This is a genomic window from Pseudenhygromyxa sp. WMMC2535 (genome assembly GCF_011083025.2).
In genome coordinates, this window is record NZ_JABJWV010000001.1 from 9,509,958 (window position 1) to 9,528,923 (window position 18,966).

Annotated in this window: 15 protein-coding genes and 3 pseudogenes; 12 read left to right on the forward strand and 6 right to left on the reverse strand. The window is 69.9% G+C overall.

Features of this window, described 5'->3' with window-relative positions; genetic code table 11:
- Window positions 1–43: 43 nt before the first annotated feature.
- The 9 genes and pseudogenes from G6O69_RS36690 (at window position 44) to raiA (ending at window position 14,142) form a co-directional block, all read left to right on the forward strand.
- Window positions 44–3,880, forward strand: a complete 3,837-nt coding sequence (locus G6O69_RS36690; protein WP_172308092.1) for a protein kinase — start codon at window positions 44–46, stop codon at window positions 3,878–3,880.
- A gap of 91 nt (window positions 3,881–3,971) precedes the next feature.
- The gene (locus G6O69_RS36695; protein ID WP_172301378.1) at window positions 3,972–4,919 is read left to right on the forward strand and encodes a hypothetical protein; all 948 of its coding nucleotides are present in this window, start codon (window positions 3,972–3,974) and stop codon (window positions 4,917–4,919) included.
- 136 nt (window positions 4,920–5,055) lie between these two features.
- Complete coding sequence (locus G6O69_RS36700) at window positions 5,056–5,493, forward strand: hypothetical protein (protein WP_172301380.1); 438 nt, start codon at window positions 5,056–5,058, stop codon at window positions 5,491–5,493.
- A 523-nt stretch (window positions 5,494–6,016) separates the two neighbouring features.
- Window positions 6,017–6,817, forward strand: coding sequence for a hypothetical protein (locus G6O69_RS36705; protein ID WP_172301382.1), 801 nt, complete (start codon window positions 6,017–6,019; stop codon window positions 6,815–6,817).
- A gap of 126 nt (window positions 6,818–6,943) precedes the next feature.
- Complete coding sequence (locus G6O69_RS36710) at window positions 6,944–8,473, forward strand: acetyl-CoA carboxylase biotin carboxylase subunit (RefSeq protein ID WP_172301384.1); 1,530 nt, start codon at window positions 6,944–6,946, stop codon at window positions 8,471–8,473.
- 49 nt (window positions 8,474–8,522) lie between these two features.
- Window positions 8,523–9,587 (forward strand): SDR family NAD(P)-dependent oxidoreductase, encoded by a 1,065-nt coding sequence (locus G6O69_RS36715; protein WP_172301386.1) that lies wholly within the window; start codon window positions 8,523–8,525, stop codon window positions 9,585–9,587.
- Window positions 9,588–9,920: 333 nt separating this feature from the next.
- Window positions 9,921–11,588 carry a CTP synthase gene (locus G6O69_RS36720; protein WP_172301388.1) on the forward strand — a complete coding sequence of 556 codons (1,668 nt, stop codon included), beginning with the start codon at window positions 9,921–9,923 and terminating at the stop codon, window positions 11,586–11,588.
- A 229-nt stretch (window positions 11,589–11,817) separates the two neighbouring features.
- Window positions 11,818–13,350: pseudogene (gene rpoN, locus G6O69_RS42570) on the forward strand (RNA polymerase factor sigma-54).
- Window positions 13,351–13,533: 183 nt separating this feature from the next.
- Window positions 13,534–14,142 (forward strand): ribosome-associated translation inhibitor RaiA, encoded by a 609-nt coding sequence (raiA, locus tag G6O69_RS36740; protein ID WP_172301392.1) that lies wholly within the window; start codon window positions 13,534–13,536, stop codon window positions 14,140–14,142.
- Between the two features lie 229 nt (window positions 14,143–14,371).
- Here the strand turns inward: raiA and G6O69_RS36745 are convergent, their stop codons facing one another.
- The 6 genes and pseudogenes from G6O69_RS36745 to G6O69_RS40995 all read right to left on the reverse strand — a co-directional run.
- The gene (locus G6O69_RS36745; RefSeq protein WP_172301394.1) at window positions 14,372–14,725 is read right to left on the reverse strand and encodes a hypothetical protein; all 354 of its coding nucleotides are present in this window, start codon (window positions 14,723–14,725) and stop codon (window positions 14,372–14,374) included.
- A 57-nt stretch (window positions 14,726–14,782) separates the two neighbouring features.
- Window positions 14,783–15,532, reverse strand: coding sequence for a crotonase/enoyl-CoA hydratase family protein (locus tag G6O69_RS36750; RefSeq protein ID WP_172301396.1), 750 nt, complete (start codon window positions 15,530–15,532; stop codon window positions 14,783–14,785).
- Between the two features lie 71 nt (window positions 15,533–15,603).
- Window positions 15,604–15,945: a sigma-70 family RNA polymerase sigma factor gene (locus tag G6O69_RS41735; protein ID WP_275943097.1), complete on the reverse strand. Its 342-nt coding sequence runs from the start codon at window positions 15,943–15,945 to the stop codon at window positions 15,604–15,606.
- 106 nt (window positions 15,946–16,051) lie between these two features.
- Window positions 16,052–16,249: pseudogene (locus G6O69_RS41740) on the reverse strand (ECF-type sigma factor); the annotation flags it as partial.
- Window positions 16,250–16,464: 215 nt separating this feature from the next.
- Window positions 16,465–16,908, reverse strand: a complete 444-nt coding sequence (locus tag G6O69_RS40990) for a galactosyltransferase-related protein (protein ID WP_346017134.1) — start codon at window positions 16,906–16,908, stop codon at window positions 16,465–16,467.
- Between the two features lie 29 nt (window positions 16,909–16,937).
- A pseudogene (locus G6O69_RS40995) lies at window positions 16,938–17,216 on the reverse strand (glycosyltransferase); the annotation flags it as partial.
- 180 nt (window positions 17,217–17,396) lie between these two features.
- Between G6O69_RS40995 and G6O69_RS36765 the strand changes: the two are divergent.
- From G6O69_RS36765 to G6O69_RS36775, 3 genes are all read left to right on the forward strand, one after another.
- The gene (locus tag G6O69_RS36765) at window positions 17,397–17,621 is read left to right on the forward strand and encodes a hypothetical protein (RefSeq protein ID WP_172308095.1); all 225 of its coding nucleotides are present in this window, start codon (window positions 17,397–17,399) and stop codon (window positions 17,619–17,621) included.
- A gap of 241 nt (window positions 17,622–17,862) precedes the next feature.
- On the forward strand, window positions 17,863–18,519 hold the full coding sequence (locus G6O69_RS36770; RefSeq protein ID WP_172308096.1) for a hypothetical protein: 657 nt from the start codon (window positions 17,863–17,865) through the stop codon (window positions 18,517–18,519).
- A gap of 128 nt (window positions 18,520–18,647) precedes the next feature.
- The coding region (locus tag G6O69_RS36775) for a hypothetical protein (RefSeq protein WP_172308097.1) at window positions 18,648–18,966 on the forward strand (319 nt) is incomplete at its 3' end.

Genomic DNA, 18,966 nt, shown 5'->3' on the forward strand with positions numbered 1-18,966 from the left:
CCCCACGCTCCCGGACTTTGTTTTCCGCGGCGCTTCGGTCACGATGGACCGAGGTGTTCGCGCGGCTGTGATCAACGACGGCACGACGGGGAGCTCGGTCGCGGGCGGCCTCGAGAGCCAGGGCGAGACCCTCGCCGGCTCCTTCGACGACCTCGAAGCTGGCCTCGAGGGCGAAGACGACGCGCTCGAGGGTGCCCCGGAGCCGGCCCCAGATCCTGCACAGATCGGGCGCTTCGTGGTCCTGCGCCGCCTCGGCGCCGGGGGCATGGGCGTGGTCTATGCCGCCTACGACAACGAGCTCGATCGCAAGCTGGCGATCAAGCTCGTCCGCGCCGAGCGGGCCGGCCCCGACGTCCGCGCCCGAGTCCGCCGCGAGGCCCAGGCCATGGCGCGGCTCTCCCACCCCAACGTCGTGCAGATCTACGAAGTCGGCGACTACGGCGAGCAGCTCTACGTGGCCATGGAATTCGTCACCGGGCCGACCCTCGGCGAGTGGGTCGGCGCGCAGCGGCGAGCGGCCGAGCGCGAGGGGGCGCCGCTGCCCTGGCAACAGCTCCTCGCCATGTTCGTGGCCGCGGGGCGCGGGCTCGCGGCGGCCCACGGCGCGGGGATCGTCCACCGAGACTTCAAACCCGACAACGTGATCGTCGGCGACGACGGCCGGCCGCGGGTGCTCGACTTCGGCATCGCCCGCGAGGCCGGGCTGCCCGCCGAGCAGGCCGCGACCCATCCCCCTCCCCTGCCCCATCCCTCGCCCGCCAGCGCCGACTCGATCGCCCTCGACGACACCCAGGCCTCGAGCCCGAGCATGGGCGGCGATACGGCGGACCGCGATCGCACGCCATGGCTGGCGCCCCTGACCCGGACGGGGGCCATGGTCGGCACGCCCGCGTACATGTCCCCCGAGCAATTCGAGGCCGGCACCCTCGACGCGCGCAGCGATCAATTCAGCTTCGCCGTCGCGCTCTACGAGGCGCTCTACGGCGAGCGCCCCTTTGGCGGGGCGAGCACGAGCACCTTGATGTTCGCGGTGCTCTCGGGCGAGCTCAGGGATCCGCCCGCCGACGCCCCGATCCCCGCGTGGCTGCGCCAGCGCATCGTCCGGGCGCTCCAGCGCGACCCCGGCCGGCGCTGGCCGACGATGGCGCGCCTGCTGGACGCGCTCGGCGACGATCCCGAGCGTCGCCGACGATGGCGACGGCGCCGCGGCCTGGTCGCCGCCGGCGTACTCGCGACCTTGGTGGGCGCCGGCTGGTTCGCCAGCGCCCAGCGGCGCAGCGCCCTCGCGGCCGACCGCCTCGCCCGCGAGGCCCGCGTCGAGGAGGCCCGCGCCCTCCGCAGCGAGCTCGCGGCCCAGGCCGAGCGCGACCGCGCCCTCGAGGAGGCCCGCGCGAGCGCGACCCGGGCCCGCGACACGGCCCGGGTGCTCGCGGCCAAGGGCCTGTCGCGCGACCCGACCGCCGCCGCGGCCCTGCTGCGCGACGCCGAGCAGCCCGAGGAGGCCCCGGGCTGGCGCTCTGCCGCCGTCAACGTGCTCTCGCGGCCGATCAGCGTCAGCGCCTTCCAGGCCCACGGCGGCCGGGTGATGTGGGCCGAGTTCAGCCCCGATCGCCGCTGGCTGGCCACCGCGGGCGAGGACGGCAGCGCCCGCCTGTGGCCCCTCGACGCCGAGGGCCACGTCGGCGCGGCCCTCGAGCTGCGCCACGCGGTCGACGGTGAGGCCAACAGCGTCCTGACCGCGACCTTCAGCCCCGACGGACGCCGCCTCGCGACCACGGATCAATCGGGCGCCGTCCGCCTGTGGCCCGTGCCCGACCCCGACGCCCTCGATCGCAGCGCCACGATCAGCGCGCAGCTGATCGGGAGCCACAACGGGACCTCGTGGATGGCGGCTTTCTCCGCCGACGGGCGCCGCCTCGCGTCCGTGGGACGCGATCGCCGTGCGCGGGTCTGGACGCTCCCGGACGCCCTCGACACCCCGCCTCCGCCCCCGCAGGTCATCCTCGCCAGCGAGGGCATCGTATGGGTCCCCCGCTTCTTCGCCGGGGGAGAGCGCCTCGCCCTCGGCGACGGCACCGGCCGCGCCACGCTCTGGTCCCTGGCCGAGCCCGAGGCCGCCACCCGCGTCTTCGCTGGCCACGGCGGCCCGGTCCAGTTCCTCGACCTCTCCCCCGACGGCGCGACCTTGGCCACCGCCAGCGTCGACGGGCACGTGCGCCTGTTCGATCTCCACACCAACGACGACCGCGGCCGCGACCTCATGGACTTCGGCGCCCCGGTCCACCGCGTGCGCTTCTCCCCCGACGGCCGCTACCTCGCCGCGGGCTCGCGCTCGGACGTGGCCGCGCTGTGGCCCTTCGAAGCCGCAGGACCAGGTGAGGTCCGCAGCCGCGTCGGCGAGCCCCAGCGCTTCGACGGCCACATTGGCGACGTATGGTCCATCGCCTTCTCCCCCGACAGCCGCCTGCTGGCCACGGGCGCCCGCGACGGCGCCGGCAGGCTGTGGCCCGTCGACGGCGGCCAGCCCCAGGTCCTCATCGGCCACGACGCCGACGTCTTTCGCGTGCGCTTCAGCCTCGACGGCGAACTGCTGACCACCGCCTCCACCGACGGCAGCGTGCGCATCTGGGACGCCCGCTGGCGCCAGGTCTCGTCCGAGCTCCACGGCCTCGAGGCCCCCTCCACCGTCTTGCACATCGAAGACCAGCGCTCCTTGTTGATCTCCGGCGACCGCCACGGCGACATCGTGGTCCGTCGCCTCTCGCGGCCCGGCGAGCACCAAGCCCCGGGCCCGCCCCAGCGCCAGCACGCCCACCTGGCGCTGGTCTACGCCCTCGCGACCCACCCCGACGGCATGCTGGCCAGCGGCGGTGACGATCGCCTGGTCCAGATCTGGGACCTCGACGACTTCGGCCCGCCCATCTACTCGCTCCCCGTCCCCTCCCCCTTCACCCGCACCCTCGTCTTCTCCCCCGACGGCGCCTGGCTGGCGGCGGGCTCCCACAGCGGCGAGGTCATGCTGTGGAATTTCGCCGACCTCGCCAAGGGCGAGCTCGAGCCCACGATCCTCGGCTACCACCTCCACGAGTCGCCGCTGCTCCACGGAGTCACGGACGTCACCTTCGATCCCCAGGGCCGCTGGCTCGCGTCGGCCGGCCAAAACGGCAAGATCCAGCTGTGGCCGATGCCCGCCCGCCCCGCCGAGCTCACGAGCTTCCAGGGCCACGCCTCGCGCGCCTGGAAGCTCATGCCTTCGCCCACGGGCGACCGCTTGTTCTCGAGCGGCATGGACCAGGTGGTGCGCGTGTGGACCATCGACGCCCACGGTCGCCACGATCCCGATCCCCTCGAGCTGGATCACGGCGGCTCCGTCGTCGGCTTCGACATCGATCGCAGCGGTCGATTCTTGCTCGCCAGCTGCAACGACACCAAGGTCTACCTGTGGGATCTCGAGCTCCCCGAGGTCCCGGCGACCTTCACGGGCTCGCTCCGAGAGATCCGCCAGGCCGAGTTCGTATTCGAAGATCGGGTGATCGCCGCGCTCTCCTTCGACGGGAACCTACGCCTGTGGCCGCGCGACGGCGCCCACGATGATCCCGTGGTCTTGCCCGTCGGCGAGCGCAGCCTCAACCTCGCCGTCGGCCACGACGGCGCGAGCTTGGTGACCGGCGGCGGCGACTCGCTCCTGCGCCTCAACCAGCTCGACCCCCACCTCGACGTGCCCGCGCTGCGCGAGCGCCTCGACGCCGCGACCAGCTACTGCGTCCCCGTCGATCAGCGCATGCGCCTCGTCGGCGAGCGCGAGGACATGGCCGAGGCGCAGTTCGCTGCCTGCCAGCGCCGGGGCGTCGAATCTCCCCCGCTCGAGCCCGCGGGCTGAGAGTCTGTGAAGGCGCGCGCCCGGCTCGGGCAACACGAATTTCGAGAAAACCATGCACGCCCCGGCGACGCGGGCCGAAGACACCTTCGCAATGCTCAGTACGCTGCACGAGGGCCTCGTCTCGCTCTTTCTCCAGGATCCTGCGCTCGCGGTTCGCCTCGCCAGAGGTATCGATGGTCGCGTCCTGACCACCGCCCCCGGCTGCCTCGTCGATCGGCACGCCGCCTTTCACCGGGACGCGGAGCGGGTCTTGCGGATGCTGCCGCGCAGCATGGATCTGCTGCTCGTCCATGAAGATCCGGCACATGACGAGGGCGGCGTGGTGATCGTCATCGAGGTCCAGCTCGACGACGACCCGCAAAAGCAGCGAAGAATCGCGTCATATTTGGGCTTGGTCGTGGATCGACATGATCTCCCCGTGCACTTGGGCGTGGTCAGCCTCAAAGAGAGAGTGTCCCGAAAGCTGGCCAATTGGAGCATTGGGACAGCCCTCACGGTTCGCCCCTATCTCTTCGATCGCCACACCATCCCTCGCGTGGATTCCGTCCTGGACGGCCTCGAGAGGCCTACAGATGCGATCTTGTCGGGGACGGTGCACGGGCACCACGGCAACCTCGCGGCCGCGAGGACGGCCATCGAGGTCGCTCGCCGACAACCCAATCAATTGCGACAACGCTATACTGCGACCGTGTTGGCGGGGCTCGGCGACGAGCACCGAAAAATCATCTTGGGCGAGATGCCCATGGAGGAGCGCATGCAAGTCAGTCAGCTAGAACGAAAGTGCGGCACCTTCCTCGCTGGGAGGCGGGAGGGCCGAGAGGAAGGCCTCAGCCAGGGGTTGAGCCAGGGCCTCAGCCAAGGCCAAAAAGAGGGCATGCTGCGGCTGCTCGGCGCGCTCCTGGGGCGGCGCGGACTCGTGCCCAACGCGGCGCAGTGGGCTCGGCTTCAGGCGGCCCAGCTCGACGAACTCGAGGCCTGCGCAGCCCGGGCGCTCGAGGTCGACAGCGTCGACGACTTGCTGCGCTCGCGGCTCGAGTGACCCGCGAGCGCGCCGCCAACTCGGTGAGGGTGGTGATTCGATCACCCACCTCGGGCAGGCCCCAAAATCGCTTCGGGCTCGCTTGACACCTGCTCTATGGCCTGGCAAAAGACTGAACTAAGAGACAGGTAGTCGTATGAGCAGCACGCAAGATCCCTCGCCGATCCCCGCGCCCGTCCGCGCCGTTTTGGAGCTCTTCAGCGGGCCGCTGGCCGAAGTCAGCTTCCCCGATGTCGACCGCGAGAGCCTCGCCGCTTCCGCCGCCGAGGTCGAGTCTCGGCGCGAGGTGCTCCAGTCGGCCCTCGAGGCCGTCGCTCGCGCGCGTGAGGCGCTGGAGGCCGGCCAGGCCAGCCTCATCGAGCAGGCCCAAAAAGCGCACGCCTATGCCAGCGTGTTCGCCTCGAGCGACGCCGATCTCCAGTCGGCCCTGGCCGAGATCAAATTCGACGGCCGAGCCCTCGCCCCCAAGCGCCGCCGCGGCCGACCGCGCAAAGCCAAGGCCGCATCCAACGCTGGGTCCGCCAAGGCTCAGAGTCAGACCAGCCTCGCGGTCGCCGACAGCGACGCGGCCTGAGCTCCGCCTCGAGCCGATCCCCGCCGACCCGCCGCTTCCCCGGTCGCCCCTCAGTCTCCACTCTTCGCACCCCGACTCGAATCAACCATGGACCGATGGCCCAAGCAGGCGCGGCCCGGCGCGAACTCCAGCCCGGCCCTCGGCCCGACGCCAACGAGCAGTCCGGCCCGGGCGCTCGTCGGGACCTCGGTGCCCGTGGAGGAACCCAGCGCGGCTCCTGGCGCCAGGATTTCCGTCGAGGGCGCGAAGTCAAAACGCCGTTGTACCGGGTGTACTGCCAGTTTTGGCGACAAAGCCCTCGGCGAAAAGACCAAGCCAGGTGTCGTGTTGGGTTCCTCCACGGGCGCCTAGGAGCCCATGGAGGAACCCAGCGCGGCTCCTGGCGCCAGGATTTCCGTCGAGGGCGCGAAGCCAAAACGCCGCTGTACCGGGCGTACTGCAAGTTTTGGCGACAAAGCCCTCGGCGAAAAGACCAAGCCAGGTGTCGTGTTGGGTTCCTCCACGGGCTCCTAGGGAGGCCGGCATGAGGATCGCCCCCGATCCCAGCGCAGAGCCCAGCCCCGAGCCCGACGCCGGCGCCCTCGAGGTCTCGGAGATCTGCGAGCGGGTCGCCAGCACAGCCCGCCGCGAGGCCCAGAGCCTCGACGCCCGCCGCTTCTTCGCCATGGTCGCCCGCGCCCGCGGCCGCGACCGCCGGGCCCCGCGGCGCACCTGGGGTCGCGCCTGGGCCGAGATCGATCTCGAGGCCGGCGCCGCCCTGGCCAGCGAGCTCGCCCCTGCCGTATCCGAGCCGTGGGCCCGCGACGGCATCGATCGCGGCCTCCAGCTCTTCGCCACCTGCGTCGACGAGACCGGCCGGCGCTGCGTCGCCACCTTGGTGGCCGAGTACATCGCCTGGCGCGAGCCGCCGGACCGCTTCTTCTTCCGCTGCGCCCAGCTCCTCGCCCGACGCAGCGCCACGGAGCTCGTCCGCCTGGCCCTGGTCACCTCCGGCTACGCACGCATGTCTCGGCCGAGCGAGGACGAGGCGCGGCTGCTCGCCGCGGTCCCGCACCGCTCGACCAGCCCTGGCGACGACGGTCGCCTCGCCGTGCTCGCCTTCGCGGGCGAGCCCCCCGAGGAGCGCCAGCGCCACGCCACGGAGATCCCCAGCCTGGGCAGCGACCCGGTGATCGCCGCCTTCGCCCGGGCCGAATTCGGCTGGCCGGCCGAGCCCGGCCCCGCGCGCGTGCCCCTCGTCGGCCGCCCGCTGCTGTGGTTTCCCTGCGACCTCGACAGCGAGCTTCGTCGCCTGCACTTGCTCTTCGCCGCGGCGATCGCCTGAAACTCCTCGATCCGCTCCGTCCCCACGAGCGCATGATCGTCCCCGTGGGCGCCCTGCTCCCTGCTTCGGGGACGATCCCCCCGAGGCGTTGCGCGTCGTGGCTGCGCGGGCGAAGCTGCCCGGACCGTGAGCCAGACTCGAGCGCCCTTCTCCAAGATCCTCGTGGCCAACCGCGGTGAGATCGCCCTGCGCGTGTTCCGAACCTGCCGTGAGCACGGGATCGCCACGGTCGCCGTCTACAGCGACGGCGACCGCAACTCCCCCCACGTCGCCGGAGCCGACGAGGCCGTGCACATCGGCCCCACGCCCTCGGCCCAGAGCTACCTGCGCGCCGACCGGATCATCGCGGCCGCCAAGCAGACCGGGGCCGAGGCCATCCACCCCGGCTACGGCTTCCTCAGCGAGCGCGCCAGCTTCGTCGAGGCCTGCGAGGCCGCCGGCCTGACCTTCATCGGCCCCGGCACCCGGGCCATGAACGTCATGGGCGACAAGGTCCGCGCCCGCAAGGCCATGCAGGCCGCCGGCGTCCCCCTGGTCCCCGGGCGCGAGGACCTCGCCGACGTCAATGACGCCCTCGCCGCGGCCAAGGAGATCGGCTACCCGCTGATGGTCAAGGCCTCGGCTGGCGGCGGCGGCAAGGGCATGCGCATCGTCCACGACGACGAAGCGCTGCGCCGCGGCTTCGAGGCCGCCCAGCGCGAGGCCGCGGCGGCCTTCGGCGACGATCGGATCTTCGTCGAGCGCGCGGTCATGCAGGCCCGCCACGTCGAGATCCAGCTCATGGCCGACAGCCAGGGCAACGTGGTCTTCCTCAACGAGCGCGACTGCTCCGTGCAGCGCCGCCACCAAAAGGTGATCGAGGAGGCCCCCTCCCCCGGGCCGCAGATGACCCCGGAGATCCGCGCGGCCATGGGCGAGGCCGCCTGCAAGGTCGCGCACGCCGTCGACTATGTCGGCGCCGCCACGGTCGAGTTCCTGTTCGAGGAGCAAGCCGACGGCGAGCCGCGCTTTTACTTCCTCGAGATGAACACCCGCCTGCAGGTCGAGCACCCGGTCACCGAGATGACCACGGGCCGCGACCTCGTCTGGGACATGATCCGCGTGTCCGCCGGTCAGCCGCTCGGCTACACCCAGGCCGACATCCCCCTGCGCGGCCACGCGATCGAGTGCCGGATCTACGCCGAAGATCCGCTGCGCTTCTTGCCCAGCCCCGGCCCGCTGCTGCGCCTGCGCTGGCCCGAGGGGCCTGGCCTGCGCATCGACGCCGCCGTGCGCGAGGGCAGCGAGGTCTCGAGCCACTACGACCCGATGATCGCCAAGCTGATCGCCTGGGGCCCGACCCGCGCCATCGCCCTCGGGCGCATGCGCCGGGCGCTCCAGGACACGGTCGTCCTCGGCATCGACTGCAACATCCCCTTCCACCTGCGCGTGCTCGACGAGCCCGACTTCGTCGCTGGCCACTTCGACACCCACTACATCGACAAGCACCAGGCCCTGGTCGAGGCCCACGAGCTCGACGAGGCCCGCTCGCAGGTGGTCGCGGCCGCGGCCGCGGTCGCTGCCGCGAACGCTCGGCGCCAGTCCACGAGCGCGGGCGCGACTGCCGAGCCCGCCGGCTTCAGCGCCTGGCAACGCAGCGTCCGCTGGCGCGGCTGAGCGCGAAGTAGGCGACAGACACCAGGCACAGCGAAGAACGAGGGCGACCATGGCTCACGTATTGATCACCGGTGGCAAAGGCTTCATCGGCGCGGCGATCGCCCGCGCCCTGATCGCGCGCGGCGACAAAGTCACGATCTGGGACGTCGGCCGCGCGCCCACGGACCCCACCCTCGCCGCCGCGCGCTACCGCGAGGTCGACATCAGCGATCGCGCGACCGTCGAGGCCGCCGCCGACGCGACCTTCGCCGAGGCCGGGGGCGTCGACGCCGTCATCCACAACGCCTCGCTGGTCCACACCAAGCAAAACCACGCCGAGATGGTCTGGTCGGTCAACCTCGAGGGCACCCGCCACATGCTCGAGGCCACCCGCAGCCGCGGCGTCGGCAGCTTCGTCTACATCTCCTCGGGCAGCGTGGTCTACGAGGGCCGCAACATCGAAAGCGGCGACGAGCGCCTGCCCTACGCCGGCAGCTCCCAGGCGCCCTACGCCGACAGCAAGATCGCCGCCGAGAAGCTCGTGCTCGCGCAAAACGGCGTCGACGGCCAGGCGACCTGCGCCCTGCGTCCGCACGTGGTCTTTGGCCCCGGCGACACCCGCTTCCTCCCCGCGCTGCTCGCCCAGGCCGACGCCGGGCGGCTGCGCGTCCGCGTCGGCCTCGGCAACTGGCTGTCCGACTACACCTATATCGACAACCTCGTCGACGGGGTCTGCCTCGCCCTCGACGCCCTGCGCGACAAAGGCGTGGAGAGCGTCGCCGCCGGCCAGGCTTACTTCATCACCAACGGCGAGCCGATCCCCTTTTGGGACCTCGTGCGCATGGTCCTCGCCGAGCTCGACTACCCGCCGATCCTGTTCGCGGTCCCCGGCAAGCTGGTCTACGCGATCGCGGCGATCAAGGAGCAGGTCGACGCCCTGCGCGGCGAGCTGACCGCCGAGGACGGCCTGACCCGCTTTGCGATCCGCTACATGTGCACGCACCACTACTTCAGCATCGACAAGGCCCGGCGCGAGCTCGGCTACGCGCCCAAGGTCTCGATCCAGCGCGGCGTCGAGCTGACCTGCGCGGACCTGCGCTCGCGCGGGGAGCTGCCCCAGCGCCGCGCGAGCTGAGCTCTCTGGTTCGCTGGACGGACCTGCGCGCGTTCGAGCCTCTGGACCGCGACGGAACGCGAGACGAGGGCCTGCCTGGCCGCGCTCTCGCGTCTGCCAACGCGGCAATTTTCGCGGCTGCGAGGACCTCAGCGACTCGCGCCGATACGAGCGATCAAATCGCGCTCTTGCGCTGTGAGAGAACACCTCGCCGCGCGTCGCCGATCCCCGCGACCTCGACTTCGAATCGTCATCGCATACACCCCGACCCCGCCCTGCTCGAGCACGGCTCGTGCCCACTCGCCGACACGCGCCCGCCTAGCCGCCTCGCGCGTCGCGCCTTGACCAGCAGCCATGAACGTGCCACTAGGAGCGCCCGTGCGGCGGCGTAGTTCCACCAAGCGGACCAAATTCATCTTCGTGACCGGCGGCGTTGTGTCGTCCCTCGGCAAGGGCCTGTGCGCCGCCTCCATGGGCGCGCTGCTCGAGAACCGCGGGCTCAACGTCGGGATGCAGAAGCTCGACCCCTACCTCAACGTAGATCCGGGGACGATGAGCCCGACTCAGCACGGCGAGGTCTTCGTGACCGACGACGGCGCCGAGACGGACCTCGATCTCGGGCACTACGAGCGCTTCGTGTCGCATCGCATGTCGCGACACAGCAACTACACCTCGGGCCAGATCTACCAGTCTGTGCTCGAGAAGGAGCGCAAGGGCGACTACCTCGGGCAGACCGTCCAGGTCATCCCCCACGTCACCAACGAGATCAAAGAGGCCATCCTCGAGGCGGCCGAGGGCGTCGACCTGCTGATCTGCGAGATCGGCGGGACCGTCGGCGACATCGAGTCGCTGCCCTTCCTCGAGGGCATCCGTCAGCTCCGCTTCGAGGTCGGGGCCGAGAACGCGATCTTCGTCCACCTGACCTTGCTGCCCTACCTGCCCACGGCCGGCGAGATCAAGACCAAGCCCACGCAGCACTCGGTCATGAAGCTGCGCGAGATCGGTATCCAGCCCGACGTGCTCGTGTGCCGGGCCGATCACCCGATCGAGGCCGACATCCGCGAGAAGATCGCGCTGTTCACCAACGTGCCCCTGGCCAACGTGATCCCCCTGCCCGACGCGGCGACCATCTATCGCGTCCCGCTGATGCTCCACGAGTCGCGCCTCGACGACGTGGTCTGCGAGCTGCTCAACATCTGGAGCCGCGAGCCCCAGCTCGACGAGTGGCGGCGGATCGTCGGGGTGATCGAGAACCCGGCGCACAGCGTGAAGATCGGCGTGGTCGGCAAGTACGTCGACCTCCACGAGTCCTACAAGAGCCTGTCCGAGGCCCTGACCCACGGCGGCGTGGCCAACAACACCGGCGTCGAGATCGAGTTCGTCGACGCCGAGCAGATCTCGGCTCGCGGCCCGGCGATGCTCGAGCACCTCGACGCGATCCTCGTCCCCGGCGGCTTCGGCGAGCGCGGCAGCGCCGGCAAGGTCGAGGCGATCCGCTGGGCCCGCGAGCACAAGGTGCCCTTCTTCGGGATCTGCCTGGGCATGCAGCTGGCCGTGGTCGAGTTCGCTCGCCACGTCGCCGGGCTCCCCGGGGCCCAGAGCGCCGAGTTCGATCCCCAGGCCGCGGACCCGGTGATCGGGCTGATGGACTCGCAGTCCGACGTGACCCACAAGGGCGGGACCATGCGCCTGGGCGCCTACGACTGCGATCTCGCCGGCGGGACCTTGGCCCGGCGGATCTACGGCGCCGAGCGGATCTCCGAGCGCCACCGCCATCGCTTCGAATTCAACAACGCCTACCGCGATCAGCTGCGCGAGGCCGGGCTCGTGCTGTGTGGGACCTCCCCCGACGGCGGCCTCGTCGAGATGGTCGAGCTGCCGGCCCGCGTGCACCCGCACTTCATCGGCTGTCAGTTCCACCCCGAGTTCAAGAGCCGACCGACGGCGGCACACCCGCTGTTCACGTCGTTCATCGCCGCCGCCCTCGACCACCGCGGTCGCAAGGGCGACGCGCCCGCCTGAGCGTGGGCTCGCGCGAGCGTGTTTTACGCTCGCGCGAGCACCCGCGACAGAGCGGTCCCCAACAGCGTCCCGAGCTCGCCCTCGGACCGTGCACGACTGTGCATGGCCGAGGGTGGCTAGCAACTTCTCTGGGGCATGCAAGCCCTTTCTCGGGCCATTTTTGCAGGGTAGAGCCCGCGAATTGCCCTGGGTCCGCCTTTAGCGATCTGATAATCTAAAAGGCACCCCTATGGTCCTGCACATGCGCCAAGAGCTGCGAATGAGTCAGCAGCTCGTGATGACTCCTCAGCTGCAGCAGGCCATCAAGCTCTTGCAGCTCTCGCGTATCGAGCTCCAGGACCTCGTCCGCAGCGAATTGCTCGAAAACCCGCTGCTCGAAGAGGCCCAGGAGATGGGCACCGGCAGCGAGGAGCCCGTGTCCTCCGTCGAGATGCAAGACGGCGTCGAGCTTCAGGGCGAGTCGGGCGAGCCCGCGCCCTCGCCCGAGACGCCTCAGCAAGAGGTCAAGGCCGACTCGCCCAACGACGACAACTTCGACTGGGAGGCCTACCTCCAGCACCAGTCGCTCTCGGGCTCCATGCCCGGCACCGGCGTCCGCCCCGACGACGACCTCCCGGCCTCGAGCAGACCATGGCCGCCGAGGAGACCCTCGTCGAGCACCTGATGTGGCAGGTCCGGCTCTCGAATTTCTCCCAGGTCGAAGAGGACGTCGCCGAGTACATCGTCCGCAGCCTCTCGCCCTCGGGCTACCTGCGCAGCGTCACCGTCCCGCAGATCGCGCGTCGACTCGAGGTCTCGACCCTGCGCGTCGAAGAGGTCCTGCGCCGCGTCCAGCAGCTCGACCCCTGGCCATCGCCTCGCGCAACCTCGCCGAGGCCCTGTGGATCCAGGCCCGGCACCCCGAGCACCCGATCGACGATCCCCTGGTCCTGACGATCATCGCCAAGCACCTGCACAACCTCGAGAAGCGCGCCTATCAGGCCGTCGCCCGCGACACCGGCGAGGCCCTCGAGGAGGTCTACGAGGCGACCAAGGTGATCATGGGCCTCGAGCCCCGCCCGGCCCGGCAGTTCGTGTCCGAGTCGCCGCAGTACGTCACCCCCGACGTCTACGTGCACAAGCTCGGCGACGAGTACATCGTCAGCCTCAACGACGACGGCCTGCCCAAGCTCAAGATCTCCAACTACTACCGCGCGGCCATGCAGGGCGACCCAAGGGCGCCAAGGCCAAGGGCGCCAAGGCCAAGGGTCACCGCGACGACGGCGGCCAAGCCAAAGATTACATCACCGAGCGCCTGCGCTCGGCCCAGTGGCTGATCCGCTCGATCCAGCAGCGCCAGCGCACGATCCTCAAGGTCACCCGCTCGATCCTCAAATTCCAGCGCGAGTTCTTCGAGAAGGGTCCGCAGTACTTGCGCCCGCTGATCCTCAAGGACGTCGCCGAGGACATCGAGATGCACGAGTCCACGGTCAGCCGGGTGACCACCAACAAGTACGTGCACACGCCCCAGGGCATCTACGAGCTCAAGTACTTCTTCAACGCCGGCATCTCCCAGCGTGGCGGGGGCGAGCTCGCCTCCGAGGCCGTCAAAGAGAAGATCCGCCGGCTGATCGAGGCCGAGGACTCGCGCCGCCCCTACAGCGATCAGAAGCTCGTCGAGCTCCTGCGCGAGGACGGCATCAAAATTGCCAGGCGCACCGTCGCCAAGTATCGCGAGCAGCTCAACTTGTTATCGAGCTCCAAGCGACGCAAGCTGTTCTAGCAACCGCCTTCACCAGCAAGCACTGCCTCCGCCTTTGACGCGCCCCGATCACCCACCCCGCCCCGGAAGACGCCCTGCGTGGCGCCCGGGCGAGGCCGGGCCGGCGCCCGACTCAGGCACGACTCCCTTCGCTCCCGACCTCTGCCGGGGCGATTCAGCACGACCACAAGGAGAACCACAAGCATGCAGACTCAGTTCGTGTTCCGTCACATGGACTCTTCCGACGCCCTGCGTAATTACGCCGAGGAGCGCCTCACGAAGATCAAGCGCTACTTCTCGGATCCGCTCAAGGTCAACTGCACCTTCTCTGTCGAGAAAATCACCCATATCGCGCAATTCGACGTCACATTGCGCAATGGTCTGCAACTCCACGCCTCCGAGACCACCGAAAACATGTACAGCTCCATCGACATGGCGCTCGCCAAGATGGAGCGGCAGGTCCGGCGCTACAAGGCACGAATCACCAACCACAAGCCCCACAAGGGCAAGACCGCGCGTGTTCGCCAGACCGTCTACGCCCCCGACTCCTTCGAGGAGCCCGAGACCATGGTCGAGGCCGAGCAGCGCCGGGCCGCCGAGGCCGCCGAGGCCGAGGCCCCCGTCGTCGCCCGCGAGAAGGAGTTCCGCGCCGAGCGACTCTCGGTCAAGGACGCCGTCATGCAGCTCAACTTGATGCACAAGCAGTTCTTGGTGTTCACCAACACGGACACCGGTGACATCAACGTCGTCTACCGCATGGAGGACGGCGGCTATGGGTTGATCGAGACCCGCGGCCACGTCGAGGACGCCTGAGTCCAGCGGCTCGCCGCGCAAGCCCTCGCGCAGGTGCAAGCCACCGCGCACGACAGCGCCCCGTCTTCGCGGGGCGCTCTCTTTTAATCTCGACGCTCGCGCCTGGAGGTCGGCACGTCGACCGACGCGAATCGATACTTCGGTGAGCACGACTCCAGGGGCGACAGCTCGCACGCTGCGCATGATCGCGCCGCGCTCGGGTCGAACCCTGGCTCAGACGGGAGCAGGCTCAGACGGGAGCAGGCTGCTGGAGCGCCGCGATGACCTCGCCCTCGATCCGCTTCACGCCCCCCTTCACGGCGAGCCACACGAACAAGAGCACGAGCAGGCCCGGCAGCAACCCGGTGAAGACGATGAACAGCGTGAGCAGGATCTGCACCAGCATGCTCGGGAACTGCCAGTTGAGCTTCACCTGGTTCGCGTTGCGGATCACCACGCCGACGCCCGTGGCCAGACCCTCCCCGACGACGACGACCTTGGGGCCGCGCGCGCTGATCTCGTAGTTTGGTAGACGTTCGCCGAGGTAGCCCACGAGGTCTTGGGCGTTGCTCAACGAGATGGCGGAGTCGACTTTGGTTGCCATGGCGATACGGCGCTCACCCTATCGAGCGCACAGACCCCGAGTCCACAAAAAACCCGCTCAACCCCGCTTTCGAGCCAAGAAGCGCTCGACACCAGCCGCGAAAGTCGGGCCGTCGAGCACTTCTTGCCCGCCCTCGAGTTCCCGAGCCATGGCGACCTCGATGGGATCTCCCCACTGCATGTAGCTCGACCGACGATCTGCCCGCAGGCAAGCCTGCGGGAACGCGGCGATCTCCCTGGCGAGGGCCTTGGCGGTCTCGAGCGCCTGCCCAGGCTCGCACAGGCGGTTGGCCAGGCCGATGCGCTGGGCCTCCTCTGCCCCGACCTCGCGGCCCGTGAGGATCATGTCCAGAGCGCGGGCGTGGCCGATGAGCCGGGGCAGGCGGACCGTGCCGCCGTCGATCAGCGGCACGCCCCAGCGCCGACAAAACACGCCAAAGACCGCGTCGCGGGCAGCGACCCGAAGATCACACCACAGCGCGAGCTCGAGGCCGCCAGCCACGGCGAAGCCCTCGACCGCGGCGATCACTGGCTTTTGCGTCGACATCCGCGTGGGACCCATGGGCCCGTCGCCCTCGGCCGCGGTGTGGTTGAGGCGACCCTGGGCGATCTCCTGGAGGTCCGCGCCCGCACAAAAGCAAGCGCCAGCCCCGGTCAGCACAGCCACGTCGGCGGACTCGTCGGCCTCGAAGCGGCGCACCGCGGCGGCCAGGGCTTCGGCCGTGGCCACGTCCACGGCGTTGCGACGTTCGGGCCGGTCGATGGTCAGGATCGCCAGCGGAGCCTCGGACTCGTATCGCACGCGCATCGGCCCGACTATAGCCCGGAGCCCTTCTCACTCGGCCCCTGTAACTCGGCCCCTGTAACGCAGCCTGTGACTCAGCCGCGGCGTCCGCCCATGGCGTGGGCGCAGTGCTGTGCCCAGTCATCGAGGCGCGTCAGGGTGCTCTCGAGCATCGCGGGCGAGCGCGACAGGGCGCCGATGGCCGCCTCGAGCGCCTCGCGGGCCCGCTGCAACCGACTGCGCACCGTACCCGCAGGGACACCGAGCACCGCGGCGATCTCCTTGGTGCTCAGCTGCTCCCAGTAGTGCAGCTCGAGCACCACCTGATAATTGACGGAGATGGCCCGCAGGCCCTCGAGGAGCAGACGCTGCTCCTGGCGCTCGGCGATCACCGAGCTCGGCCCGGGATCCAGGTCGTAGACCGAGACGAGATCCAAGTCGAGGTCGGCCCCGCGCCGATACTTGCGACGCAGGTGACCACAAAAACACGTTGTAGGCCGTGCTCAGCAGATAGCTGCGAAAGCGTGCGCCCTTCTCGACCCGATCCCGCGCTTCGACGCAGGCGGTGAAGGTGTCTTGCAACAAGTCACCCACGTGCTCGGGCCCGACCTTGTTGAGGAAGAAGCGCTCGAGCTGATCGTAGTGCCGAGCAAACAGAGCTTCGCCCGCCGCCGAGTCTCCACCACGCCAGGCCTCGAGCAGGTCAGCGTCGTCGGGCAAGGCTTGGGGAGTCTCGGACATGGAGAGCGAGGCGCAGCGGCCCCGCAATGGTAGTGAGCGCCCCGCTCATTGTCACCGCCTGAGGAAAGGGCCCGCCCACAGTCGTCGAATGGGGTCTCACCCGGTCTACGCTCCCTGCGCACTCGCTTCGCAGACCAGGGGGGGTGGATCCGTGAGCCCCCCTTTCACCGCTGGGCGTCCCTTTCAGCCCAGGTTTCCCCAGCGATCGAGGTTCTTCACCACCTGGTGCCGCGTGAAAAAGTAACGGATGCGTTCTTGCGGTTTTGAATCAGCCGCGAGTAGCGGCTGGTCGGGTGCCACTGGTGAAACATCTCGGTGCGATCGCTGATCCACTCGAGCTCGAGGCCGTAGGCCAGGGCGCGGTCGCGCATGTCCGTATCCTCGCTGCCCCAGTGCACGAAGGCCTCGTCGTAGCCGCGCGCGTGGAAGAAGAACTCGCGGGTGGCCGACTGGCAGGCCCCAGTACCGATGCTCTTGCGCCGATCCGCCTGGGCGCGCAGCCACTCGAAGTCCGAGAGCGCGTAGTCTCGCTCCGGTACGCGCTGAGGCAGGTCCGAGCACGCACAGACCACGAGGGCCTGCCGAGGTCGCCGCGCGTGGACCTCGAGGATCGAGGACACGAAGTTGGCGCGAAGATCATGTCGGTCGCGTCGGTGCACAGCAGGTAGTCCGCGCTGGCGTGCTGGATGCCGAGGTTGAGGGCGCGAGAGCGGTTCCAGTCGCCGAACTCCTCGTTGCGCGCGACCTTGGCGTCGAAATGCTCGGCCAGCGCGACGATCGAGGCCGCGTGCTCCGGGTCGCTGCCGAAGTCCGAGAGCACGATCTCGAGCTCGTCCCCCAGAACCTCGGTCGAGTTTTCGCTCGAGTTTTCGGTCCCGGCCAGCTGCCAGCGCAGCGAAGCCAAACAGTTGCGCAGGCGCGTCCCCGAGCGGTTGCGGACCGGAATGATGGCGGTGAGCCGCGGCACGACGGTCAGTTAGCGCGAAGCCAAAATCGGCGCAAGCCGCCCGCTCCCGCCCCGCGGCCCGTGGACTGACCAGCCTGCGCGCGGCCGACGATCGCGCGAGGGGTGTCCATCGCCAGACAGACGGTAGAGTGATCGCGTGTCCAAGCAACACGTCGTGCTCGTGCCCGCTTCTTCGGCTTCGTGAATTTCGGCCGCCTGGTCTACTTCGCGCACGTCCGTGAGCTCCTCCAGCGCGCCTTCGAATCGCGCGGCCTCGACGTGGAGATCCACCGCGTGCGCACGGGCCCAGTCGCCTCCTTGCGCCAGCGCGCCGGCGATCTCGCCGAGGTCATCCGCACCGAGATCCCGCGGGTGAGCCGCTGCACGTCATCGGCCACAGCTCCGGTGGCCTCGACGCGCGCCTGATGACCAGCCCGGCGTCAACCTCGGCCCCCTCGACGTCGAGTCCATCGCCAGGCACGTGCGCAGCGTGATCACGATCTGCACCCCCACCGCGGCTCGCCGCTCTCGGATCACTTCGTGGGGCTGATCGGCGAGCCGCTGCTGCGCACCTTCTCGCTGCTCACGGTCATCGCCCTGCGCCAGGGTCGGCTGCCCGCGCGCCTGGCCTTTCGCTTCCGCCCGCGCGCTGGTCGGCGAGCGCCTGATGCCCGGGACGCCGATCCACGTGGTCCTCGAGACCCTCGAGCAAGAGGCCATCGCCGAGCTCCAGCGCAACGAGGACCGCCTCGGCGGCGGCGCGCTCTCGGTCGCCGACTTCATGTCCGAGCTGCGCACCGAGGCCCACCTGATCCCCCAGCTGATGCCCGCGGCCTGCGACCTCTTCAACGCCGCGGTCAGCGACCGCCCGGAGACCTTCTACGGCTGCGTGATCGCCCGGGCCCCCGCCCCGGTGCTGCGCTCGCACCTGGCCCTGGGTCTGTCCCCCTACGACCAGGCGACCCACGCGCTCTTCGCTGGCTGCGCCTGCGCTCCGCGCCCATGCCCAAGAGCCCGGTCGGCCCCGGACCAGGCCCAGTCCAAGCTCATGCGCGCCACCTGGGGCGAGGTCGCCCGCGCCGAAGACACCGACGGCATGGTGCCCACGCGCTCGCAGCTCCACGGCGAGCTGCTCCACGCCGCCACCGCCGACGACACCTCGACGTCATCGGCCACCTCCACGAGCCCGAGCACAACCCCCACACTTCGACTGGATCGCCTCGGGCTCGGGCTTCTCCCGCGAGGATTTCGAAGCCCTGTGGGGAGCCGTCGCCGCGCGGATCATCTCGCTTTGAGCCCCGCGTGCTACTTTGGCAGTCGGTGAACGCGCAAGCTCTCAAGCCGACGCTCGAATACGCCCTCCGCCCTCACGCCGTCCCCCGCGATGAGCTGATCGGCGCTACCGACCCGTCATGATGATGGTGGCAGATCCTCGGCGTGGTCCCCCACGCCATGAGTACTTCGCGATCTGGCCGCCAGCGCTCACGACCTACCAGCGTCCTCGTCCCGGCCATGCTCGACATCCCGCGCTGCGACATGGGCCGGGGTATCCCCCCTGCCCTGCGCAGCTGGTGCTCTACGTGGCCAGCCGCAGCCACGGTGCTCCTACTGCGCCGCCACTCGGCCAGCGTGGGCACGGTCTTTCGGGGCTCCGGCGGCAACCTGGCCCGCAACGCCCAGGCCATGAGCCCCGAGGCCTGCAAGCTCTTCAGCCCCGCCGACCTCGCGGCCATCGACTACGCCACGGCCGCCGCCAAGCTGCCCAACGAGC

Bases quoted from the DNA above. Each gene is read 5' to 3' on its own strand.
- G6O69_RS36690 (WP_172308092.1), top strand. From the start codon at position 44: ATGGACCGAGGTGTTCGCGCGGCTGTGATCAACGACGGCACGACGGGG.
- G6O69_RS36695 (WP_172301378.1), top strand. From the start codon at position 3,972: ATGCTCAGTACGCTGCACGAGGGCCTCGTCTCGCTCTTTCTCCAGGAT.
- G6O69_RS36700 (WP_172301380.1), top strand. From the start codon at position 5,056: ATGAGCAGCACGCAAGATCCCTCGCCGATCCCCGCGCCCGTCCGCGCC.
- G6O69_RS36705 (WP_172301382.1), top strand. From the start codon at position 6,017: ATGAGGATCGCCCCCGATCCCAGCGCAGAGCCCAGCCCCGAGCCCGAC.
- G6O69_RS36715 (WP_172301386.1), top strand. From the start codon at position 8,523: ATGGCTCACGTATTGATCACCGGTGGCAAAGGCTTCATCGGCGCGGCG.
- G6O69_RS36720 (WP_172301388.1), top strand. From the start codon at position 9,921: ATGAACGTGCCACTAGGAGCGCCCGTGCGGCGGCGTAGTTCCACCAAG.
- raiA (WP_172301392.1), top strand. From the start codon at position 13,534: ATGCAGACTCAGTTCGTGTTCCGTCACATGGACTCTTCCGACGCCCTG.
- G6O69_RS36745 (WP_172301394.1), bottom strand. From the start codon at position 14,725: ATGGCAACCAAAGTCGACTCCGCCATCTCGTTGAGCAACGCCCAAGAC.
- G6O69_RS36750 (WP_172301396.1), bottom strand. From the start codon at position 15,532: ATGCGCGTGCGATACGAGTCCGAGGCTCCGCTGGCGATCCTGACCATC.
- G6O69_RS36770 (WP_172308096.1), top strand. From the start codon at position 17,863: ATGCCCGGGACGCCGATCCACGTGGTCCTCGAGACCCTCGAGCAAGAG.